The organism is Streptomyces sp. NPDC031466, from assembly GCF_055581265.1.
This window is the reverse complement of the sequence record NZ_JBVIJT010000009.1, coordinates 46,644-67,438: the sequence shown is the minus strand read 5'-3', so window position 1 is coordinate 67,438 and position 20,795 is coordinate 46,644. Positions and strand designations below refer to the sequence as shown.

Genomic DNA, 20,795 nt, shown 5'->3' with positions numbered 1-20,795 from the left:
TCCGACGACTGCTACTTCTCGAAGACCTCGACCTCGGTGAGGATCGGGTCGCCGGCCTGGTCGAACTCGACCTTCTTCACGTTCTTCGAGTACGCGGAGAGCGTCTTGTTGTACCAGAGCGGGATGCCCGGGAAGGTCTCCGTCAGGCGCTTCTCGGCCTGCTGGTAGAGCTTCGCGGACTCGTCGATGGACTTGGCCTTGTCGGCCTTGGCGGTCAGCTCGTCGAACTTCTTGTCCGAGAAGCCGCCCTTGTTGCCGTCGACGCCCGTGCCGTAGAGGTCGGCGAGGAAGTTGCCGTTGAACGGGTAGTCGAGCACCCAGCCGGAGCGGTACATCGACTTGACCTTCTTCTGGTCACGGATCTCCGTGTCGGCCGCGAAGTCGGTCACCGGGTCGCCGACGCACTTGACGCCGGTCGCGTTGGTGATCGAGTTGCAGACCGCGACGACCCAGTCCTTGTGCGGCTGGTCGGCGTTGTACTGGATGGAGATCTTGTTGCCGGGGACGCCGCCGCCGTCCTTGATGGCCTTCTTGGCCTTCTTCGGATCGAACTTGCAGTACTCGCCACAGGCGTCGCTCTGGTAGCCCTTGACGCCCTTGGCGACCCAGCCGGTGGCGGCCTCACGCGTGCCGTGGAACACCGTCTTGGCGATGGTGTCGCGGTCGATCGCCATCGACAGGCCCTGGAGGACCTTGACGTCGATGTCCTTCCACTGCTTGGTGTAGAAGGCGAAGTTGATCGTGTTGAGAGCCGAGAAGTCCATGTCGATCGCGCGGTCGCCGAAGTCCTGCTTGAAGTTGGCGATCTCGCTGTTCGGGACCAGCGGCATGGTGTCGACGTTGTCGGACTTCAGGTCGGCGTAGGCCGCCGTGTCCTTGTTGTACGCCTTGAAGTTGATGCCGCCGTTCTTGGGCTTGTCCTCGCCCTTGTAGCCGGACCAGGCGGTGACCTGGATCGACTTCTTGTGGTCCCAGCTCTTGAACTTGTAGGGACCGTTGCCGACCGGCGCCTCGCCGTACTTCTTCGGGTCCTTCAGCGCGGCCGAGGGCATCGGGAAGAAGGGCTTGTAGACCAGCTTGTACGCGTAGTACGGGATGCCGTTCTTCAGCGTGATGGTGAAGGTGTTCTCGTCGACGACCTTCAGGCCGGACATGGCCTTCTTCTTGGCCTTGCCCTTGGCCGGGTGGACGTCGTCGTAGCCGACGATGTCGCGGTACCAGGAGCTGTTCTGCTGGCCGTTGGCCGGGTCGGCGGCCCAGTTCCAGGCGTCGACGTACGACTTGGCGGTGACCGCCTCGCCGTTGTGGAACTTCCAGCCCTGCTTGAGCTTGACGGTCCACACCTTGTTCGCCTTGTCGGGAGTGACCGACTCGGCGTTCTCGTACGTGATGTTGCCCTGCTTGTCGTAGTGGACAAGCCCGGTGAAGAGCGCGTCGATGACGACGCTGCCGTACGCCTCCATGGTGTTGGACGGCTGCAGGGCGTTCTGCGGCTCACCGTTGGCGTAGCTGACGATCCCCTTGGGGTCGACCTTTCCGCTGTTGCCGTTGTTGCTGTCGCCGCCGCCACAAGCGGTGGCAGTCAAAGCCACAACACCGGCTATCGCGACCCACTTGGCGCTCTTGGCACCACGCATGGGGTTCCTCCTCATGAGTCCACTTGTTCACTGCGAGAGGGGGTACGGGTGATCGCGCCGACACCCCTGACGGCGAAGATCGAGTACCCCAGTGTGCTCGTGAGTCGGCGCTCCCCACAGCGCGTGACCCATTGACCCGAGCTATACGCGGTCAACTATTAGCCATGCGGTACCGGTCGACCACACCCTTTTGGTCTCGGTTCAATCACACCTGGCACGTACAACTTCCAAAATCCGGACAAACCGATCCTAGATAGATGGTTGCGAAACGGACGTGTTACCCATCTAACGGTCAGTGACGTCCGCATAGCGGACACTCCGGGGGGAAAAAGGAGTTGCCGCGGGCGTCTTCACGCGGCAGTGGCCGTGCGTGGCCACACCGTATCGCCAGCACAAACGCGAAAGGCCGGCTTCCGCCCAACTCCCCTCGGGGGTGGTGGAAACCGGCCTCATCGGCCCCACAGGCACCGCCGGAGGTTTACCGGCCGGCAGCGCCTGTGGGAACGCGGACGTCAGCCGCGCTTGGCGCGCGACGCGGTGCGGCCGCGCTCCTTCTGGTCCAGGACGACCTTGCGGATGCGCACGGTCTCCGGGGTCACCTCGATGCACTCGTCGTCGCGGCAGAACTCCAGGGACTGCTCCAGGGAGAGCTTGCGCGGCGGCACGACGTTCTCCGTGGAGTCCGCGGAGGCGGCGCGCATGTTGGTGAGCTTCTTCTCCTTGGTGATGTTCACGTCCATGTCGTCGGAGCGCGAGTTCTCACCGATGATCATGCCCTCGTACACCTCGGTGCCGGCCTCGGTGAAGATGACACCGCGCTCCTGGAGGTTGATCATCGCGAACGGCGTGACCGTGCCCGCGCGGTCGGCGACCAGGGAGCCGTTGTTACGCGTCTTCAGCTCGCCGAACCACGGCTCGTGGCCCTCGAAGATGGAGTGCGCGATGCCGGTGCCGCGGGTCTGGGTCAGGAACTCCGTACGGAAGCCGATGAGGCCGCGGGACGGGACGATCCACTCCATGCGGATCCAGCCCGAACCGTGGTTCGTCATGGTCTCCATGCGGCCCTTGCGGGTCGCCATCAGCTGCGTGATGGCGCCGAGGTGCTCCTCGGGCGAGTCGATCGTCATGCGCTCGATCGGCTCGTGGACCTTGCCGTTGATCTCCTTGGTGACCACCTCGGGCTTGCCGACGGTCAGCTCGAAGCCTTCCCGGCGCATGGTCTCGACGAGGATGGCCAGCGCCAGCTCGCCGCGGCCCTGCACCTCCCAGGCGTCGGGGCGCTCGGTGTCCAGGACGCGGAGCGAGACGTTACCGATCAGCTCCTTGTCCAGGCGGTCCTTCACCTGGCGGGCGGTGACCTTGTGGCCCTTGCCGCCCTTGCCGACCAGCGGCGAGGTGTTGGTGCCGATGGTCATGGAGATCGCCGGCTCGTCGACCGTGATCAGCGGCAGCGCGATCGGGTTCTCGGGGTCGGCCAGGGTCTCGCCGATCATGATGTCCGCGATACCGGCGATGGCGCAGATGTCGCCCGGGCCGGCCTTCTCGGCGGGCTTGCGGGTGAGCGCCTCGGTCATCATCAGCTCGGTGATGCGGACGTTCTGCTGGGTGCCGTCGCGCTTGATCCACGTGACGGTCTGGCCCTTGCGCAGCTCGCCCTGCTCGACGCGGCAGAGCGCGATACGGCCGAGGAAGTTGTCCGCGTCCAGGTTGGTGACGTGGGCCTGGAGGGGGGCCGACTCGTCGTACTCCGGAGCGGGGACGTGCTCCAGGATCGTGGTGAAGAACGGCTCCAGGCTGTCGCTGTCGGCCGGGACGGTGCCGTCCTCCGGCTTGGTCAGCGAGGCGATGCCGTCACGGCCACAGGCGTAGACGATCGGGAACTCGATCTGGTCCTCGTCGGCGTCCAGGTCGAGGAAGAGGTCGTACGTCTCGTTGACGACCTCGTCGATCCGGGAGTCCGGGCGGTCGGTCTTGTTGATGCACAGGATGACCGGCATCCGGGCCTGGAGGGCCTTGCGGAGCACGAAGCGGGTCTGCGGCAGCGGACCCTCGGAGGCGTCGACGAGCAGGACGACCGCGTCCACCATCGACAGGCCGCGCTCGACCTCGCCACCGAAGTCGGCGTGGCCGGGGGTGTCGATGATGTTGATGGTGATGGGCTCGCCACCACTCTTGGGGTGGTACTTGACGGCCGTGTTCTTGGCCAGGATCGTGATGCCCTTCTCACGCTCCAGGTCGTTCGAGTCCATCATGCGGTCGTCGAGCGACTCCGCGGCGTGGGCGGCGAAGGCACCGGCCTGCTTGAGCATGGCATCGACGATGGTCGTCTTGCCGTGGTCGACGTGGGCGACGATGGCGACGTTACGAATGTCATGGCGCGTGGGCATACAGCTGCGGTTCTCCCGGGAAGAGTGGACGGCGTCGCGTACGGTCCGGTACGCGGCCCTGCCGGGCAGACAACACGCCACGGCCTTACCCCAGTCTACGTGGCTCGCGCGGAGGCGGCCCCCGCGGGGGGTTTTCGGGTGGTGGCAACAGCTCGCCCAAGGGGCGGGCGTCAGGGGTGAAACCGCAGGTCAATGGGTAAGTACGACCTTGCCCGCCGGGGTGGCCGGCGGGCAAGGGAGTTGAGCGGAATCTGAGCGTCGGTCCCGTGAAGAGATCGTGTACGTCACCTGGACGAGGCGTACGTCACTTCGCCGACGGCGAGCCCGCCGGTTTGGCGCCCTGCTTCAGGAAGCCGATGTCCTCGTAGCGCGGGGCCTGGAAGCCGAAGGCTCCCGCGTTGGCGAGGTTCGGCCGGGCGGCCACCAGCTGGGGGCGCTGGTACAGCGGGATGGAGCCGGCCTCGGCCCAGATGCGGGCGTCGGCCTTGCGCACCAAGGAGCGTGACGTTTCTTCATCCAGTTCACTCATCGCCTGATCGAACAGCTGGTCGATGTGGTCGGTGCCGACCCGCGTGTAGTTCTGCTCGACGTTCAGGGAGCCGTCCGCGGCCGGGACCGGCTTGGCGAAGATCGGCCGGGCGTCGGTGGCCGGGAAGGCCGACGCGGGCCAGGAGTACAGGGCGAGGTCGTACTGGCCGGACGCGATGTGGTCCTTGAAGTAGCTGGTGTCGGAGACCCGCGCCGTCTCCGTGCGCACGCCGATCCTCTCCAGCATCCGCGAGATCCGGTCGGCCACCGCTCGCAGCGGCTCCGAGCCGTCCCCGGAGGGCAGCACGAAACGCAGGGTGAGGGGCTTGCCGTCCTTGGCGAGCGGCCCGCTCGCTGCGGCGGGAGCGGCGGTGCCCTTGGGGGCGTACGCGCCGGGGGCGCCGCCCTTGGCGCGGTCCCGGGAGTTGGACTTCACGGCGGACCGGGGGTCGTCGTGCTGCCCGGTGCGGTCGGCGGCGTCCCTTCTCTTGGCGTTCTGCTTCTTCGCGTTCGCCTTCTCAGCACTCTTCTTCTTGGCGTTGCTCTTCTTAACGTTCGCCTTCTTGGCACTCGCCTTCTTCGCCGCCGTCTTCTTCGCGTTCGCCTTCTGCTGCGCGTCGGACTTGTTCTTCACGTCCGGCTCGCCGGGCAGCTCCAGGACGTCGGCCTGCCGGGTGAGGGCGGCCCTCTGGTAGGCGGCGGCGGGCGCGGGAGCCAGGACGGAGGTGCTGTTGTCGGCCGGCTTGTCGTCTCCCTCACCGACGACGTACGTGCCGTCGCCCGCCTCCTGACCGGAGTCCTCGCCCTCCCGGTCTCCCGCCCCGGACTGCGACCCGGAACCGGCCTCCCCGCCCGCCGTCTTCGACTTCTTGTCCTTCAAGGCCGCGCCCGGCGTCCAGCCCGCGTCCGCGAGCAGCGCCCGCGCCTCGGCGGTGTCCTGCTCGCCGAGCGCTCCGCTGTTGTCCGCGTACGCCTCCTGCCCGGCGAGGGCGAGGTGGCTGCCGACCGGCTTCGCGGGCAGGCCGAGCGGCTTGAGCACCGCCTCGGCCAGCTCCTCGCGGTTCAGGGCGCGGGCCACCGCCCGGCGCACCCGGTCGTCGGCCAGCGGGCCGCTGGAGCCGTTGAGGGCGAGCTGGGTGTAGGCGGGCTCCAGCGACTTGCGGACCACGTAGCCGGTCAGGCCCGCCTGTTCGGTCGCGTACTTCTTCACGGCCTTGCGGATCTTCTGGCGCGCCTCGGCCTCGGCTGCCGCGGCCTTCTCGTCGGAGCCGTGGGCGATCGCCCAGGAGCGCAGCGCCCTGGCGGGGGTGAGCCGGGCGGCAGGGCCTTGGGTCAGGGGGCCCTGGTCCGCCGGGTCGCGTCCGGCGAGCGAGATCCGCCCGGCTTCCGTGGCGTCGATCTCGGCGAGGTCGACCTTGCCCTTGGCCAGCGCCTCGGCGCGCTCCCCCCGCGAGACCCGGCGCAGCACCAGCTTGTCGAGCTTCACCGGCCGTCCCCACCAGCGTGGATTGCGGCCGAGTGTCACCTCGCCGGCCTTGCGGTCGATGTCTGAGAGCGCGAAGGGGCCCGCGGTGACCTTCAGCTTGCGGCGGGCGCCGTCGTTGAAGGAGTCGGGGGCACCCATGACCTGCTTCGGGTACAGCGGCGAGAAGAGGGAGCGCCAGTCCGCGTAGGGCTTGGCGAAGGTGACCCGCACCTCCAGGTTGTTCGCGCCGCGCTCGATCTTCTCGATGCGGTCGTAGCCGGCGTTGCGGGCCGTCCAGTACGCGGTGTCCTTGCCGGACAGGGCCCGCCACTGCGCGGCGAAGTCGTCGGCGCCGATCTCCCGGCCGTCGCTCCAGACGGCCTGCTGGTTGAGCTTGTAGAGGACGACCTGGCGGGGCTCGCGCTCGACGACCTTCGCCGACTCCAGGAAGTCGGCGTTGCGCTGCGTCCTGCCCTGCGCGTCGAGGCGGAACAGGTTCGGCAGGACGGCGCCCGCGATCCGCGAGGTGCCCGCGTCGGCGTCGGACTGGAAGGTGTTGAGGGTCTCGGGCAGCGCGTCGAGCGCCCAGTTCACGGTCCCGCCGTCGGCGACCATGTCCCGGCCCGCCGGTGCGACGTCCTGACCCGCGACGGGCCGGCCGGCCTCGTCGTTCGAGCTGCATCCGGCGAGGGCGGGCAGGGCCAGCACCCCCGTCGCGAGGAACACGACAGATCTGACCCTGACGCGGTCGTGGGACATGGGTGGTACCTCCGGGGTCCGGGGCTCGCCCGGCCGCCCGCTACCAGGACCGGGCCGGGTTTGATCACGTTTGGCGGTATATGGAGCTGATCACATCTATGGCCCCACTGAAGGTGACCGGGCGGACCGCGCGGCGGCGCCACGGCGTGCGGGCCCCTAGATGCCACCCGTGCGGCCCAACGGGCCGGGCCGCCGCCACTGCCCGCCACTGCCCGCCGCTCCCTGTCGGCCAGGACCGGTCGCTGCCGGTCGGTACCGCTCCCTGCCGGTCGGCACCGGTCGGCACCGGTCGGGAGCGGTCGAGAGCGGCGCGATAGGCGCGTGTCGCGGCGCATTCACCGTCCCCGATCCGGCAATCGGCGCAGATCTCTTCACAAGCCGGGATGTGACGCGCGACACTCGCAGCCGCATGAACGTTGCCACCGCACACTCCGAAGTGAGGGCAAGTCATGGCTCTGCACGACGAACTGACGGCCGTTCAGCACTGCGTGGAGGATCTGGCCCGTACGGTCGGCAGGCTGGAGCAGCAGGCCGGCGGCCGGCTGGCGGGCGTCGACGTACGCCGCGTGCGCGCCGACGCGGACCGGCTGCGCGAGAGCGTCGCCCTGCTGCGCGCCTCGGCCGCGCCACCGCTCCCGGGTGAGGGTGAGCAGCCGCGCGGGCCGGATCTCGTGACCATTTCCGACACGCCGTACGACAGCGCGCTGTGGACGAACGCCGGGGACTGCGACGACGAGGGCCTGGGCGGCCGCGACCGCCGCGCCCCCTGACGCACCGCCGCGGCGGATCCTCCCCGCGAGCCACCCCGGCAGCCCGACCCGGCGGTCGATCCCGACAGCCGGCTCCGACCCGAGGTACCCGAGGACGAAGGAGTGGAGCCTCGTTGGCCACCGGCACGGAACCCCGACCGAAGAGCGGACCGGCCCGCGGCGGCGGAGTGCGCGACGGCACGCGCGCCGCGATCGCCGCCGCCCATCTGCGGACCGACCGCTGGTGGCTCGCGCCCGCGGCGACCGCCGCCGGACTGCTCGCCTTCGTCGTCTACTCGACCTGGCGGGCCTTCGCGAACGCGGATTACTACCAGGCGCCCTACGTCTCGCCGTTCTACTCGCCGTGTCTGGCCGACAACTGCGCGCCCATGCGCTCCGGCCCCAACTGGGAGGTCGTCGGCGGCTGGTGGGGCCTGTCCCCCGCGCTGCTCGTCCTGATCTTCCCACTGGGCTTCAGGCTGACCTGCTACTACTACCGCAAGGCGTACTACCGCGGCTTCTGGGCGTCCCCGCCCGCCTGCGCGGTGGCCGAGCCGCACAAGAAGTACACCGGTGAGACCCGCTTCCCGCTGATCCTGCAGAACATCCACCGGTACTTCTTCTACGCGGCCGTGCCCGTCGCGGGCATCCTCACGTACGACACGGTGCTCGCGTTCCGCGACGAGGACTACGCGTGGGGCCACATGGGCCTCGGCACGCTCGTCTTCCTCCTCAACATCACCCTGATCTGGGCGTACACGCTCTCCTGCCACTCCTGCCGGCACATCGTCGGGGGCAAGCTCAAGCACTTCTCCAAGCACCCGGTCCGCTACCGGATGTGGCAGTGGGTCGGCAGGCTGAACGCCCGTCACATGCTGCTGGCCTGGGCGTCGTTGGTGAGCGTGGCGCTCGCCGACTTCTACGTGTACCTGATCGCGTCCGGCGCCTTCGACGATCCGAGGTTGTTCTGATGGCCCAAGTGGAGCGGCAGCAGTGGGACGTCGTCGTGGTGGGGGCCGGGGGCGCGGGTCTGCGGGCCGCGATCGAGGCGCGTGAGCAGGGCGCTCGTACGGCCGTGATCTGCAAGTCGCTGTTCGGCAAGGCCCATACCGTGATGGCCGAGGGCGGCATCGCGGCCTCCCTGGGCAATGTGAACTCCGGCGACAACTGGCAGGTCCACTTCCGCGACACCCTGCGCGGCGGCAAGTTCCTCAACCAGTGGCGGATGGCGGAGCTGCACGCCCGCGAGGCCCCGGACCGGGTCTGGGAGCTGGAGACGTGGGGCGCCCTGTTCGACCGTACGCCGGACGGGCGGATCTCCCAGCGCAACTTCGGCGGACACGAGTACCCGCGTCTCGCGCACGTCGGCGACCGCACCGGCCTCGAACTGATCCGCACGCTCCAGCAGAAGATCGTCTCGCTCCAGCAGGAGGACTTCCGCGAGTTCGGTGACTACGAGGCGCGGTTGAAGGTCTTCCAGGAGTGCACGGTCACGCGCGTGCTGAAGGACGAGGACCGGGTCAGCGGGACCTTCTGCTACGACCGCGAGTCGGGCCGGTTCTTCGTGCTCGAAGCGCCCGGCGTGGTCCTCGCGACCGGCGGCATCGGCAAGTCGTTCAAGGTGACGTCCAACTCCTGGGAGTACACGGGCGACGGCCACGCGCTCGCGCTGCTCGCCGGAGCGCCCCTGCTCAACATGGAGTTCGTGCAGTTCCACCCGACGGGCATGGTCTGGCCGCCGTCGGTCAAGGGCATCCTCGTCACCGAGTCCGTGCGCGGCGACGGCGGGGTGCTGCGCAACTCCGAGGGCAAGCGGTTCATGTTCGACTACATCCCCGATGTCTTCAAGGAGAAGTACGCGCAGTCCGAGGAGGAGGGCGACCGCTGGTACGACGACCCGGACCACAACCGCCGGCCGCCCGAGCTGCTCCCGCGCGACGAGGTCGCGCGCGCCATCAACTCCGAGGTCAAGGCGGGCCGCGGCTCGCCGCACGGCGGTGTCTTCCTGGACGTGTCGACGCGCATGCCGGCCGAGGTCATCAAGCGCCGGCTGCCGTCGATGTACCACCAGTTCAAGGAGTTGGCGGACGTCGACATCACCGCCGAGGCGATGGAGGTCGGGCCCACCTGCCACTACGTGATGGGCGGCATCGCGGTGGAGTCCGACAGCGCGGCCGCGCGCGGGGTGCCGGGGCTCTACGCCGCGGGCGAGGTCGCGGGCGGCATGCACGGCTCGAACCGGCTGGGCGGCAACTCCCTGTCCGACCTGCTCGTCTTCGGGCGCCGGGCGGGACTGCACGCGGCGCGGTACGCGTCCGGGCTCGCCGCGCGGCCCGCGGTGGACGAGGCGCAGGTGGACGCCGCGGCGGCCGAGGCGTTGCGGCCCTTCAGCGCCGAGGGGCGGCAGGCCGGGACGGCCCCCGAGAATCCGTACACCCTGCACCAGGAGCTCCAACAGACCATGAACGACCTGGTCGGCATCATCCGCCGCGAGGCCGAGATGGCGCGGGCCCTGGACAAGCTGGCGGAGCTGCGGGTGCGGGCCCGGCGGGCCGGGGTCGAGGGCCACCGCCAGTTCAACCCCGGCTGGCACCTCGCGCTCGACCTGCGCAACATGCTCCTGGTCAGCGAGTGCGTGGCGCGGGCCGCCCTGGAGCGCACGGAGAGCCGCGGCGGCCACACCCGCGAGGACCACCCGGCGATGAGCCGCGAGTGGCGGCGCACCAATCTGCTGTGCCGGCTCGCGGACCCCACCGAGGGGCTGGCGGGGACCGACGCCGTGCACGGCCAGATCGACCTCGACCGCGTGACGACCGAGCCCATCCGCCCGGACCTGCTCGCCCTCTTCGAGAAGGAGGAGTTGGTCAAGTACCTGGCTGAAGAGGAGCTGTACGAGTGAGTGCGAGTTCGTACGAGGCGCGGTTCAGGGTCTGGCGCGGGGACGCGGGCGGAGGCGGCCTGAAGGACTTCGGGGTCGAGGTCAACGAGGGCGAGGTGGTCCTCGACATCGTCCACCGCCTCCAGGCCACCCAGGCCCCCGACCTGGCGGTGCGCTGGAACTGCAAGGCGGGCAAGTGCGGTTCGTGCTCGGCGGAGATCAACGGCCGGCCCCGGCTGATGTGCATGACGCGCATGTCGGTCTTCGGCCGCGACGAGGTGATCACGGTGACGCCACTGCGGGCGTTCCCGGTGGTGCGGGACCTGGTGACGGACGTCGGCTTCAACTACACGAAGGCGCGGGAGGTGCCGGCCTTCGTGCCGCCCGAGGGGCTCGGGCCCGGCGAGTACCGCATGCGGCAGGCCGATGTGGACCGCTCCCAGGAGTTCCGCAAGTGCATCGAGTGCTTCCTGTGCCAGGACACCTGCCATGTGGTGCGTGACCACGAGGAGAACAAGGCGGCCTTCGCCGGGCCGCGCTTCCTGATGCGGGTCGCCGAGCTGGACATGCATCCGCTGGACGCGGCGGCGGAGTCCGGTCTGGACCGCAAGCGGGCCGCGCAGGACGAGCACGGGCTCGGCTACTGCAACATCACCAAGTGCTGTACGGAGGTGTGCCCCGAGGGGATCAAGATCACGGACAACGCGCTGATCCCCCTGAAGGAGCGGGCCGTCGACCGTAAGTACGATCCGCTGGTGTGGCTGGGGAACAAGATCCGGCGGCGGGGGGAGTAACCCCCGGAGCCCTGGAGCACTGGAGCCCCGGAGCCCGCCCCGGGGGTGCCTCGTCAGGCCCCCGGGCGGCCGTCGGCGGCGGGCGGTCGCGCTGCCTGGCGTTCCGCGTGGTGCAGCCAGTGGAGGTACCAGGGGGCGAAGGTGAGGGGGCCCGGTCTGCCGATGGGTTCGACCGGGAGCAGGCCTTCGGCGGCCGCCCTCGCGTCGTGCCACATCGTGCCGCGCGCGGGGCCGGTGAGGGCCAGGAGCGTGTAGTAACCGCAGCCCTGGGAGCTCACGCAGAGCGTGCCCTCGGACAGGGCGTCCAGGAGTTCGTCCTCGCGGGTGTCCCAGGCGTGGAGGTCACGGCAGAACCGTTCCTCGTCCGCCGCCGTGTCGCCGTAGGCCGCACGCCGGGGCTGCGCCTCCTGGTGGGCGGCCAGTTCACGGGTGCGTTCGGGGCGGAAGAGGAGTGCGGAGTGGTCCGGCGCAGGCGGCGCGTCCGGCTCGGTGGGCTCGGCAGGCACGCCCGGCTCGACCAGGGTGTCCGGCTCGACCAGGGCGTCCGGCTCGACCAGGGCGTCCGGCTCGACCGGCTCGACCGGCTTCACAGGGAACAGGCCGTAGTCGGGGCCCGCCCCGCCCGCGCCGACTTCCAGGAGGAAGGCGCGGTACTCCGCGGGGAAGGTCACGCCGCGGTGCCGTTCGACCGTGGCGACCTGTTCCTCCGTCAGCACGGGAAGCAGCTCGAACCGGTGGCCGTACGCGTGGAAGTCCGCGCCGAACACCGCCTGCCAGTTCGGCGCCTCGCGCAGGGCGAGCACGCGCTCCCGTACCCCCGCCCAGATACTGCTCATCCCCGTCCCTCCCCCGCGCGGGCCCACCCCTGGGGCGTCCGCAAGTGATCACCGTACCTAGCGGGGCGTGCTGTCGTCCGGCCTGAACGGGCCGCCGTGGCCCGGCACGATCAGGTCCGCGGTCTTGATGACCCGCTGCCGGGAGGCGCGCAGGACCTCGCGGTCCGGGGCGACCGGGTCGTCCACCGGGCCCTGCGCGTGCCACCACAGGTCACCGGCGAAGGCCACCACGCCCTCGTCCGTCCCCGCGAGCAACGTGATGTCCTCGGTGCTGTGACCCGGGGTGCGGATCAGCCGGAGCGAGGGGGTGAGTTCGTGGCCCTCCGCGTCGCGGTTGCTCCACTGGTCGCCGCGGTACTCCACCTTGTGGTCGTGCACCCGGGCCCACCCGAACAGACCCACGTTCATGGTGTTGTCCGGGTGGTGGTGGCTGAGCACCACGTCGGTGATGTCGTCGGGGCCGAGCCCCAGTTCCGCGAGGGGGGCGAGGATGTCGTCGCGGCTCGCGACCATGCCCGGGTCGAAGATCACGTGCCGTCCGGCGTCGGCTATGTAGGAGACGGTGGCGGCGACTCCGGGGCCGGTGGAGCCGACGTAACCGGTGGTCAGGATCGTGTACGCGGCGCTGCGGCCGAGCGGTGCGTCTGTCATGTCCTTGATCCTGTCGGGCGGCGCGTACGGGTACGAGTGGCACAGCTGCCGTTGATCGCAGGATTACTGCCACAGTGTCAGACTGCACGCGTGCCTCCCTTCGAGACCATCGCCGCCTACACCCCGCCAGGGGTCGGCATGCTCGCCGTCGGCATCGTCGGCGAGGTGTTCGGTCCGCACGGCGAGGCCGTGCCCGGCTTCGACTTCGCGCTGTGCGCCGACCGTCCGGGGGCCGTGCCCACCGATCTCGGCGTGCCGCTCGGCATCACGCACGGCCTGGACCGGCTCGCCCGCGCCGATCTGGTCATCGCCCTGCCGGGGGCCGGCTTCCGCACGCCGCCCCCGCCCGCCGTGCTCGACGCGCTGTCGGCCGCCCACGAACGCGGCGCGCTGGTCGCGGCCCACTGCGTCGGCGCCTTCGCCCTCGCCGCCGCCGGACTGCTCGACGGGCGGCGGGCCACCACCCACTGGCGGTTCGCCGATCTGCTCGCCCGCCGCCACCCGGAGGTCACCGTCGAACCGGACGCCCTCTACATCGACGAAGGACGCGTCATCACGGGCGCGGGCGCCGCCGCGGGCTTCGACCTCTGCCTGCACCTGCTGCGCCGCGAGCACGGGGCCGCGATGGCCAACGCGGTCGCCCGGGACGTGGTGCTGCCCGCGCACCGCGACGGCGGGCAGGCGCAGTATCTGGCCGCCCCCGTCCCCGAGGACTGCCGTGACGAGCGGCTCGCCGAGGTGCTCACCTGGGCCCGCGCGCACCTCCACGAGCCGCTGCCCGTCGCGGAACTGGCCCGGCGCGCCATGATGAGCAAGCGCTCCTTCGCGCGCCGCTTCACCGCCGCGACCGGCACCACCCCGCACGCCTGGCTGCGGAGCCTGCGGCTGAGCGGCGCCGAGGAGCTTCTGGAGACCACGGACCTGCCGGTCGAGGAGATCGCCCGTCGCGTCGGATACGGCAGCGCGGCCGTGCTGCGCGAGCAGTTCGTGCGGCGCCGCGGGGTGCCGCCCCGCTCCTACCGCCGCTCGTTCGGCGGCACGCCCTGACGCTCCCGCGTCCCCGGGCCGGGGGCGCGTCCCTCCGGGTCGCGGCACCCCGAATGGGGTCATACGCTCCCCCATGTGACGCCGACCCCGTCCAGAGCCTCGCGGGCAGCCGCGGTCGCCGCGGCCGTGCTGCTCGGCTGGTTCGCGCTGCTGTGCCCCTCGCCCGCCGCCGCCGAGGACCCCGTCACGCTCTCCCGCACCGGCGGGACCACCGACCCGGTGGGAGCGCTCGGGGACCGTGCGGACGCCACCGAGCGGGCCCTGGACCGGCTCTACGAGGACCGCGCGGTACAGCTCTTCGTCGTGTACGTACGTGATTTCTCCGGCCGTTCCGCGCAGGGCTGGGCGGACGCCACCGCCGAGCGCAACGGCCTGGGTCTGGACGACGTGCTGCTCGCCGTCGCCACCCACGACCGGCAGTTCGCCTACTCCGTGGACAACGACTCGCGGCTCAGCGACGCGCAGCTCAAGGAGGTCGCCACCGCCGCGATCCGGCCCGCCCTGCGCGAGAACGACTGGGCCGGGGCCGCCATCGGCGCCGCGAACGGCTACCGGGCGGTCCTTACGGGCCGGCCCGTACCGAAGCCGTCGATCACCCCGGGGGCGGCCGACCCCGGCGGGGGCGATTCCGGCGGTGACGAGTCCGTGGCCGGTGACCTGGTGCTGCCCGTGCTGGCGGCGGGCGCGGCCGGGGTCGCCGCGACGGTCGCCTACCGGCGGCGCAAGAAGCGGCTCACGACGCGTACGACACCGGGTGGCGGCCCGGGCCAGGGCGCGGGCGGCCGGGCGGGCGAGGACCTCACGCCGCTGCCCGAGCTGGACAAGAGGGCCCGGCTACTCCTCGTGGAGAGCGACGACGCGATCCGTACGAGCACCGAGGAACTGGGCTTCGCGACCGCGCAGTTCGGCGAGGAAGCGGTCAGGCCCTTCGGTGAGGCGCTGGCGTACGCGCAGGCGGAGCTGACGGCGGCGTTCCGGCTGCGGCAGGAGCTGGACGACGCCTTCCCCGAGGACGAGCCGACCCGGCGCCGCATGCTGGACGAGATCGTCGCGCGCTGCGGGGAGGCCGACCGCCTGCTGGACGAGCAGAGCGCCGCCTTCGACGAGCTGCGCGCCCTGGAGAAGAACGCCACCGGGGCCCTGGAACACACCGAGGCGGTGTTCCGGCGGGTCGCGGCGCGTACGAGTGCCGCCGCGGACACCCTGGCGGGGCTCCGCCGGACGTACACGGCGACCGCCACCGCGGCCGTGGTCGGCCATGTCGAGCAGGCCAAGGACCGCCTCGTCTTCGCCACCACGCACCTCAACCAGGCCCGGCAGTCGCTCGACACGGGCGAGGGCGGCGCGGCGGCGGTCCATCTGCGGGCCGCCGAGGGCGCCGTCGACCAGGCGGACACGTTCGTGGCCGCCGTCGACCGCCTGGCCGGTGAACTGGCGCAGGTCGCCGAGAGGCTGCCGGCCGCGCTCGCCGAAACGGAGGCCGACCTCGCCGACGCGCGCGGCCTCCTCGAAGGCACCGCGGTGGGGGCGCCCACGGCGGACCTGCGGGGCCGCGTCGCCCGCGCCGAGGCGGTGGCCGCCGAGGTGCGGGGGCAGCTCGCGGCCGGCCCCCACGACCCGATCGCCGCCCTGCGCCGCGTGGAGGAGGCCGACGCGGCACTCGACGCGGCGCTGGCGGGCGCCCGGGAGCGCGAGGTCACCGACCGGCGCTCCCGTGACCTGCTCGGCCAGGCCCTGCTCACCGCACGCAGCGCCGTCGGGGCGGCCACGGATCACGTCACCACGCATCGCGGTGCCGTCGGCAGCGAGGCCAGGACGCGGCTGGCCGAGGCCGGGCGGCTCCTCGCACAGGCGGAGGCCGCCGAGGACGGTGACGCCACGGCCGCGCTCGCGGCGGCCCAGCGGGCGGACTCCCTGGCCCGGCAGGCGCACCAGCTCGCCGAGCGGGACGTGCGCGGCTACGGCAATTCCTACGGGGGTCTCGGCTCGGGCGGCAGTGGCGCGGGCGGTGGCATGGGTGGCGCGGTCCTCGGCGGGATCATCCTGGGCGAGTTGTTCGGGGGCGGGGGGCGCGGGGGCGGCCGTGGAGGCGGTGGTTTCAGGGGTGGTGGCTTCGGCGGGGGCGGGCCGGGGAGCTTCGGCGGCGGGGGGACGCGGGGGCGCCGGGGCGGGGGCGGCAGGTTCTGAGGCCCGGCAGCACATCTCGTACGTCCCTCTCGACCCTCGTACCAGGAGGACCAGGCCATGACGAAGCAGACCATCCTCGGCCGTGTGGCCCAGCTCGCCAAGGCGAACGTCAACGCGCTCCTCGATCAGGCCGAGGACCCGCAGAAGATGCTCGACCAGCTGATCCGCGACTACACGGACAACATCCGGGAGGCCGAGGAGGCGGTCGCCACGACCATCGGCGACCTGCGGATGCTGGAGCAGGACCACAAGGAGGACCTGGACGCGGCCGTCGAGTGGGGCGGCAAGGCGTTCGCCGCGAGCAGGAAGGCCGACGAGCTGCGGGCGGGCGGGAGCGCGACGGAGGCGGACAAGTTCGACCGGCTCGCGAAGGTGGCGCTGGGGCGGCAGGTGCGGTGCGAGCAGGAGGCGAAGGCGGCCGAGCCGGTGATCGCCTCGCAGACGGAGATCGTGGCCAGGCTCAGGTCGGGCCTGGACCGGATGGGCATGAAGCTCGCCGATCTCCGGGCGCGGCGCGATCAGCTGGTGGCGCGCGCCAGGACGGCGCAGGCGCAGAACCAGATGGTGGACGCGGCCCGGACCATCGACGTCCTGGACCCGAGCAGCGAGCTGAACCGCTTCGAGGAGAAGGTGCGCCGCGAGGAGGCGCGGGCGCTCGGCAAGCAGGAGCTGGCCGCGTCCTCGCTCGACGCGCAGTTCGAGGAGCTGGACGGCCTGGGCGACGCGGCGGAGGTCGAGGCCCGCCTCGCCGCCCTCAAGGCGACCACGTAGGGGGCGGGGCGGGTCAGAAGAGGCTCAGGAGGGCTTCCGCCGCGTCCATCGGTTCGGTTTCGCCGTCGGGGAGGGCCAGTTCGAACCACACCGTCTTGCCGCGCGGTGTCCTGCGCGAGCCCCACGCGGCGCTGAGCAGGCCGACCAGCTGGAGTCCGCGCCCGCCCTCGTCGGTGTCGCGGGCCCGGCGGCGCCGGGGCTGGACGAAGCCGCCGTCCCAGACCTCGCAGACCAGGGTGCGGTCGAGCAGCAGGCGCAGCCTGATCTCGCCCTCGCCGTACCGCAGGGCGTTGGTGACCAGCTCGCTGACGAGCAGTTCCGCGTTGTCGCAGAGCTGCTCCAGGTCCCAGGCGCGCAGTTGGTCGCAGGCCAGTTCCCGGGCGCGGCCCACCGACTTGGGGTCGCGCGGCAGCGTCCAGTCGCCGACGTGCTCGGCGGGCAGGCCCTGGACGCGGGCCATGAGGAGCGCGATGTCGTCCTCGCCGTGGTGGGTGTCGAGGCTGTTCAGGACGTGGTCGCAGACGTCCTCCAGGGCGGGCGGCGCGTCGCCGAGGGCCCGTACGAACGCGTTCAGGCCCTCGTCGAGCGGGTGGTCGCGGGACTCCACGAGGCCGTCGGTGTAGAGCGCGAGGAGGGCGCCCTCGGGCAGTTCGACCTCGACGTCCTCGAAGGGTTCGCCGCCGACGCCGAGCGGCAGGCCCGGGGGCACGTCGAGCATGAGCGCGAGCCGGTCGGGGTCCCCGGGCTCGACGAGGACGGGCGGCAGGTGCCCGGCGTTGGCGAACGTACAGCGCCGGGTGACGGCGTCGTAGACCGCGTAGACGCAGGTGGCGAGGTAGACCTCGCTGAGGTCGGCGTCGGCCGTCTTGCGGGCCGCGCGGGTGTTCTGCTGGGGGCCCGCGGGGTTGCCGAGGCCGCGGGCGATCTCGTCGAGCGCGGAGAGCACCTCGGCCGGTTCGAGGTCGAGCAGGGCGAGGGTGCGCACGGCGGTGCGCAGCTCGCCCATGGCCACGGCGGCGCGCAGGCCGCGGCCCATGACGTCGCCGACGACCAGGGCGGTGCGGTGGCCGGGCAGTTCGATGACGTCGAACCAGTCGCCGCCGACCTCCGTGGCCGCGTTGCCCGGCAGGTAGCGGCAGGCGATGTCCAGGCCGGAGGCCTCGGGGTCGCCGGGCGGGAGCAGGGACCGCTGCAGTATCAGCGCGCGCTCGTGCTCGCGGCGGTAGAGGCGGGCGTTGTCGATGCAGACGGCGGCGCGCGCGGCCAGCTCGACGGCGAGTGCGCGGTCGCGCTCGCCGAAGGGTTCGCTGCCCTTGGTACGGGAGAACTGGGCGAGGCCGACCACCGTGTCGTGGGCGACCATCGGCACGGCGAGGGTGGACTGGATGAGCCCGCCGGTGAGGCGGCTCGCGGACTCCTCGTCCCGGGCGCTGGTCAGCCGGGGCCGGGCGGCGCGCAGGGCCTCGGCGCAGGGCGAGGTGAACGGGAAGCGGTGCACGGCCCCGACGGCGACGGGCGCGCCGCCGTCCGGGAACGGCACGTCGGCGACGGCGCTGGCGTAGGCGACCCGGCGCAGCTCCGCGCTGCCGTCGGCGAGGCCGGGCGGTGCCTCGTCGCCGGCGAGCAGGCCCTGGTAGAGGTCGACGGAGGCGAGGTCGCAGAAGCCGGGGACGGTGATGTCCAGGAGTTCGCGGGCGGTCGTCTCCAGGTCGAGGGAGTTGCCCATGCGGGCGCCCGCCTCGTTCAGGAGGGCGAGGTTGCGGCGGGCGTGGGCGGCCTCGCGGGCGGCCGCGTGCCGCCGGGTGACGTCGGTGCCGAGGCCCGCGACGCCGATGGGGCGGCCCGCGCCGCTGTGCACGCGGTAGAGGTTGATCGACCAGTGCCTGCGCTCGGTGCTGCCGGGCGCCGGGCCCACGATCTGCATGTCCGTCACCGATTCGCCGGTCTCCAGGACCCGCTTCAGGGCGGCGGCCATGCGGTCGGCCTCGTGGCGCGGGAGGTAGTCGTGGACGGTGCGGCCGCGCTGGTCCTCGGCGCCGCCGCCGAAGACGTCGACGAACCGGCGGTTGGCGCGCTGGACGCGCAGATCCGTGCCGAACAGCAGGAAGCCGAAGGGAGATTGTCCGAAAATGGCCTGCGAGGCGGCGAGGTCCGTCTCGATCTGCCGCAGCGCCCGGACGTCGACGACGATGCAGACCGCGGCCCGCTCGCCGTCCTGCGTCCCGGTCGGCATGACGTAGACCTCGGCGACGCCCTCCGTGACGGGCTCCCCGCCGGGGCCGGCGGCCCCCGCGTCGGCGGGCAGGCGGAAGGGGACGACGCCCGTCCACTCCCGCCCGTCGAGGATCTCCGCCATCTTCCGGTGGCCGCCCGCGCGCAGCTCGGGCGGGACGAAGGCCTCGATGGGGTCCTTCCCGACGGCGTCCCGCGCGGCCACGCCGAACAGGCGCTCGGCCCGGGCGCTCCACTGGTCGACGAGGCCGTCGGGGCCGATCGAGAACGAGGCGACCTTGATGTAGTCGTAGATCGAGCCGGGCGGGCTGCTCCGCCAGGTCTCCTCGACGGGCACCGCACCGGAGCCGGACCTCTCCCCGGAGGCGGGCAGGCCGCCGGAGCCGGGCGCGTCGCCCGACGGCTCCTCGGGCTCCGTCGCCTTCGCTGGTATCTCGCTCACGCGAACCGTCCCCTCCAGCTCACCGCGTCCGGCACCGGTCACCGCGTACGGCTGACCGCAGTATCCAGCACTACGGGCCAGCGCCACACGGCGTTCACGATCACAGCACGGACTCGACGCTTTTTGGCCCGTGCGGCTCTTGTGCCCGACGCTCTACGCACACTGCCAGTCTTCTAACCCGGCAGCGCCAGCTCGAACCACACCGTCTTCCCCGTCCTGCCCGTGCGGCCCGGCCGGGTGCCCCAGCGGTGCGAGGAGCAGGCCACCAGCTGGAGTCCGCGCCCGCCCTCGTCGTCGAGGGCGGCGACGCGCTCCAGGGGCGGGTCGGGCAGCGGGTCGGACACCTCCACGAGGAGCGTCCCCAGGGGATCGGCGGGGCGTACGAGGCGTACGCCGATGGGACCGGAGGCGTGCCGCAGGGAGTTGGTGACCAGCTCGCTCACGAGCAGGGCGGTGACGTCGCCGAGCGGTGCGAGACCCCAGTCGCCGAGCTGGTCGCGGACGACGGCGCGGGCGGTGCGGACGGCGCCGGGGTCCGCGGGGAAGTCCCACTCGGCGCAGTCGCCTTGGATGTCGATCACGCCGATCACTTCCAGACCAGAGGCAGAACCTGTCCGGTTTCGGGTGGTTAATGGGCACATACCCGATATCCAGGTGGCTTTACCGCGTACTGGGGCGCACTGTGGCACGAACGGCGTAGGCGGAGTCAGCGCGCGGCGCGCGGGAGGGCGAGCACCGCCGTCACCGCGGGCACGTCGGCGGTCAGCCAGTCCACCGACCACACCTGGTCAGGGGCGAGCCAGCGCAGTTCGTCGTGATCCTGGAGGGGGTGGGCCACGCCCGAGACGAGGCGGGCCTTCCACACCCGAAGGACGTACCCCTTGGCGAGCGGCCATTCGCCCGGTACGCGCTCGGTGACCTCCACCTCGACGCCCAGCTCCTCGTGCAGCTCGCGCGCCAGCGCGTCCTCGCACCGCTCGCCGGGCTCGACCTTGCCGCCCGGCAGCTCCCAACCGCCCGCCAGCTCGGGGGGCGCGCTGCGCCGCGCGGCGAGCAGGCGTCCGTCGTCGTACAGGGCGGCGCCCACCACGATGCGTTCGTTCATGTGCCGGAGCCTAGAGGGCGGCCGGCGGGCCGGGGCGGGGCGGTCAGGCGTTCTGGTTGAGCTTCTCGATCCAGTACAGCTGCTTGTTCCCGCGCCCGTCGAGGCTGTCCGCGATCTTCTGGGCCTCCGCCTTCGTGGCGAACCTGCCCACGCGATAGCGGTTGCCGTTGTCGTCCTGCCGTATGACGAGCCAGGGCAGCAGATCCGTCCCGTCGTTCATCGCGCCCCTCCGCTCGCCGGCCCCGGCGCGCGCCACGCCTCGATCACCAAGGAAACCGCACTCCGCATATGCCCGAGCCTACGCCCGACCTTTACTCAGCGGATACG

16 protein-coding genes are annotated in these 20,795 nt (G+C 71.6%); 7 read left to right on the top strand and 9 right to left on the bottom strand.

What is annotated here, in order from left to right:
* Positions 1 to 11: 11 nt before the first annotated feature.
* The 3 genes from ACZ5GP_RS22830 to ACZ5GP_RS22820 all read right to left on the bottom strand — a co-directional run bounded on the left by ACZ5GP_RS22830 (position 12) and on the right by ACZ5GP_RS22820 (position 6,776).
* Positions 12 to 1,637, bottom strand: coding sequence for a peptide ABC transporter substrate-binding protein (locus ACZ5GP_RS22830; RefSeq protein WP_468752600.1), 1,626 nt, complete (start codon positions 1,635 to 1,637; stop codon positions 12 to 14).
* Positions 1,638 to 2,149: 512 nt separating this feature from the next.
* A complete protein-coding gene (gene typA / locus ACZ5GP_RS22825; protein WP_358583847.1) occupies positions 2,150 to 4,024 on the bottom strand; it encodes a translational GTPase TypA in 1,875 nt (624 codons plus the stop codon).
* Positions 4,025 to 4,328: 304 nt separating this feature from the next.
* Complete coding sequence (locus ACZ5GP_RS22820) at positions 4,329 to 6,776, bottom strand: ABC transporter family substrate-binding protein (RefSeq protein WP_468752599.1); 2,448 nt, start codon at positions 6,774 to 6,776, stop codon at positions 4,329 to 4,331.
* Between the two features lie 449 nt (positions 6,777 to 7,225).
* Here ACZ5GP_RS22820 and ACZ5GP_RS22815 point away from each other — a divergent pair, with 449 nt between their 5' ends.
* From ACZ5GP_RS22815 to ACZ5GP_RS22800, 4 genes are all read left to right on the top strand, one after another.
* Entirely contained in the window at positions 7,226 to 7,546 is a 321-nt protein-coding gene (locus ACZ5GP_RS22815) for a hypothetical protein (protein WP_358583843.1), read from the top strand.
* A gap of 113 nt (positions 7,547 to 7,659) precedes the next feature.
* The gene (locus ACZ5GP_RS22810) at positions 7,660 to 8,496 is read left to right on the top strand and encodes a hypothetical protein (protein ID WP_468752598.1); all 837 of its coding nucleotides are present in this window, start codon (positions 7,660 to 7,662) and stop codon (positions 8,494 to 8,496) included.
* Positions 8,496 to 10,424: a fumarate reductase/succinate dehydrogenase flavoprotein subunit gene (locus ACZ5GP_RS22805; protein WP_468752597.1), complete on the top strand. Its 1,929-nt coding sequence runs from the start codon at positions 8,496 to 8,498 to the stop codon at positions 10,422 to 10,424. The genes ACZ5GP_RS22810 and ACZ5GP_RS22805 overlap by 1 nt, the downstream gene beginning before the upstream one ends.
* The gene (locus ACZ5GP_RS22800) at positions 10,421 to 11,197 is read left to right on the top strand and encodes a succinate dehydrogenase/fumarate reductase iron-sulfur subunit (RefSeq protein ID WP_468752596.1); all 777 of its coding nucleotides are present in this window, start codon (positions 10,421 to 10,423) and stop codon (positions 11,195 to 11,197) included. Before ACZ5GP_RS22805 ends, ACZ5GP_RS22800 begins: the two co-directional genes overlap by 4 nt.
* A gap of 53 nt (positions 11,198 to 11,250) precedes the next feature.
* Here the strand turns inward: ACZ5GP_RS22800 and ACZ5GP_RS22795 are convergent, their stop codons facing one another.
* Positions 11,251 to 12,033 (bottom strand): SMI1/KNR4 family protein, encoded by a 783-nt coding sequence (locus ACZ5GP_RS22795; RefSeq protein ID WP_468752595.1) that lies wholly within the window; start codon positions 12,031 to 12,033, stop codon positions 11,251 to 11,253.
* Positions 12,034 to 12,090: 57 nt separating this feature from the next.
* Positions 12,091 to 12,684, bottom strand: a complete 594-nt coding sequence (locus ACZ5GP_RS22790; RefSeq protein ID WP_468752594.1) for an MBL fold metallo-hydrolase — start codon at positions 12,682 to 12,684, stop codon at positions 12,091 to 12,093.
* Positions 12,685 to 12,822: 138 nt separating this feature from the next.
* Here ACZ5GP_RS22790 and ACZ5GP_RS22785 point away from each other — a divergent pair, with 138 nt between their 5' ends.
* From ACZ5GP_RS22785 to ACZ5GP_RS22775, 3 genes are all read left to right on the top strand, one after another.
* A complete protein-coding gene (locus ACZ5GP_RS22785; protein WP_468752865.1) occupies positions 12,823 to 13,731 on the top strand; it encodes a GlxA family transcriptional regulator in 909 nt (302 codons plus the stop codon).
* 75 nt (positions 13,732 to 13,806) lie between these two features.
* Positions 13,807 to 15,918, top strand: a complete 2,112-nt coding sequence (locus ACZ5GP_RS22780; protein WP_468752593.1) for a TPM domain-containing protein — start codon at positions 13,807 to 13,809, stop codon at positions 15,916 to 15,918.
* A 57-nt stretch (positions 15,919 to 15,975) separates the two neighbouring features.
* Positions 15,976 to 16,689 (top strand): PspA/IM30 family protein, encoded by a 714-nt coding sequence (locus tag ACZ5GP_RS22775; RefSeq protein ID WP_468752592.1) that lies wholly within the window; start codon positions 15,976 to 15,978, stop codon positions 16,687 to 16,689.
* A 13-nt stretch (positions 16,690 to 16,702) separates the two neighbouring features.
* Here ACZ5GP_RS22775 and ACZ5GP_RS22770 read toward each other — a convergent pair whose 3' ends face one another.
* From ACZ5GP_RS22770 to ACZ5GP_RS22755, 4 genes are all read right to left on the bottom strand, one after another.
* Positions 16,703 to 19,405 carry a SpoIIE family protein phosphatase gene (locus tag ACZ5GP_RS22770; protein WP_468752591.1) on the bottom strand — a complete coding sequence of 901 codons (2,703 nt, stop codon included), beginning with the start codon at positions 19,403 to 19,405 and terminating at the stop codon, positions 16,703 to 16,705.
* 131 nt (positions 19,406 to 19,536) lie between these two features.
* On the bottom strand, positions 19,537 to 19,953 hold the full coding sequence (locus tag ACZ5GP_RS22765) for an ATP-binding protein (protein ID WP_468752590.1): 417 nt from the start codon (positions 19,951 to 19,953) through the stop codon (positions 19,537 to 19,539).
* A 116-nt stretch (positions 19,954 to 20,069) separates the two neighbouring features.
* Positions 20,070 to 20,468 (bottom strand): (deoxy)nucleoside triphosphate pyrophosphohydrolase, encoded by a 399-nt coding sequence (locus ACZ5GP_RS22760; protein ID WP_468752589.1) that lies wholly within the window; start codon positions 20,466 to 20,468, stop codon positions 20,070 to 20,072.
* Between the two features lie 43 nt (positions 20,469 to 20,511).
* Positions 20,512 to 20,688 carry an SPOR domain-containing protein gene (locus ACZ5GP_RS22755; protein WP_468752588.1) on the bottom strand — a complete coding sequence of 59 codons (177 nt, stop codon included), beginning with the start codon at positions 20,686 to 20,688 and terminating at the stop codon, positions 20,512 to 20,514.
* Positions 20,689 to 20,795: the final 107 nt, after the last annotated feature.

Bases quoted from the DNA above. Each gene is read 5' to 3' on its own strand.
- ACZ5GP_RS22830 (WP_468752600.1), bottom strand. From the start codon at position 1,637: ATGCGTGGTGCCAAGAGCGCCAAGTGGGTCGCGATAGCCGGTGTTGTG.
- typA (WP_358583847.1), bottom strand. From the start codon at position 4,024: ATGCCCACGCGCCATGACATTCGTAACGTCGCCATCGTCGCCCACGTC.
- ACZ5GP_RS22820 (WP_468752599.1), bottom strand. From the start codon at position 6,776: ATGTCCCACGACCGCGTCAGGGTCAGATCTGTCGTGTTCCTCGCGACG.
- ACZ5GP_RS22815 (WP_358583843.1), top strand. From the start codon at position 7,226: ATGGCTCTGCACGACGAACTGACGGCCGTTCAGCACTGCGTGGAGGAT.
- ACZ5GP_RS22805 (WP_468752597.1), top strand. From the start codon at position 8,496: ATGGCCCAAGTGGAGCGGCAGCAGTGGGACGTCGTCGTGGTGGGGGCC.
- ACZ5GP_RS22795 (WP_468752595.1), bottom strand. From the start codon at position 12,033: ATGAGCAGTATCTGGGCGGGGGTACGGGAGCGCGTGCTCGCCCTGCGC.
- ACZ5GP_RS22790 (WP_468752594.1), bottom strand. From the start codon at position 12,684: ATGACAGACGCACCGCTCGGCCGCAGCGCCGCGTACACGATCCTGACC.
- ACZ5GP_RS22785 (WP_468752865.1), top strand. From the start codon at position 12,823: ATGCTCGCCGTCGGCATCGTCGGCGAGGTGTTCGGTCCGCACGGCGAG.
- ACZ5GP_RS22775 (WP_468752592.1), top strand. From the start codon at position 15,976: ATGACGAAGCAGACCATCCTCGGCCGTGTGGCCCAGCTCGCCAAGGCG.
- ACZ5GP_RS22760 (WP_468752589.1), bottom strand. From the start codon at position 20,468: ATGAACGAACGCATCGTGGTGGGCGCCGCCCTGTACGACGACGGACGC.
- ACZ5GP_RS22755 (WP_468752588.1), bottom strand. From the start codon at position 20,688: ATGAACGACGGGACGGATCTGCTGCCCTGGCTCGTCATACGGCAGGAC.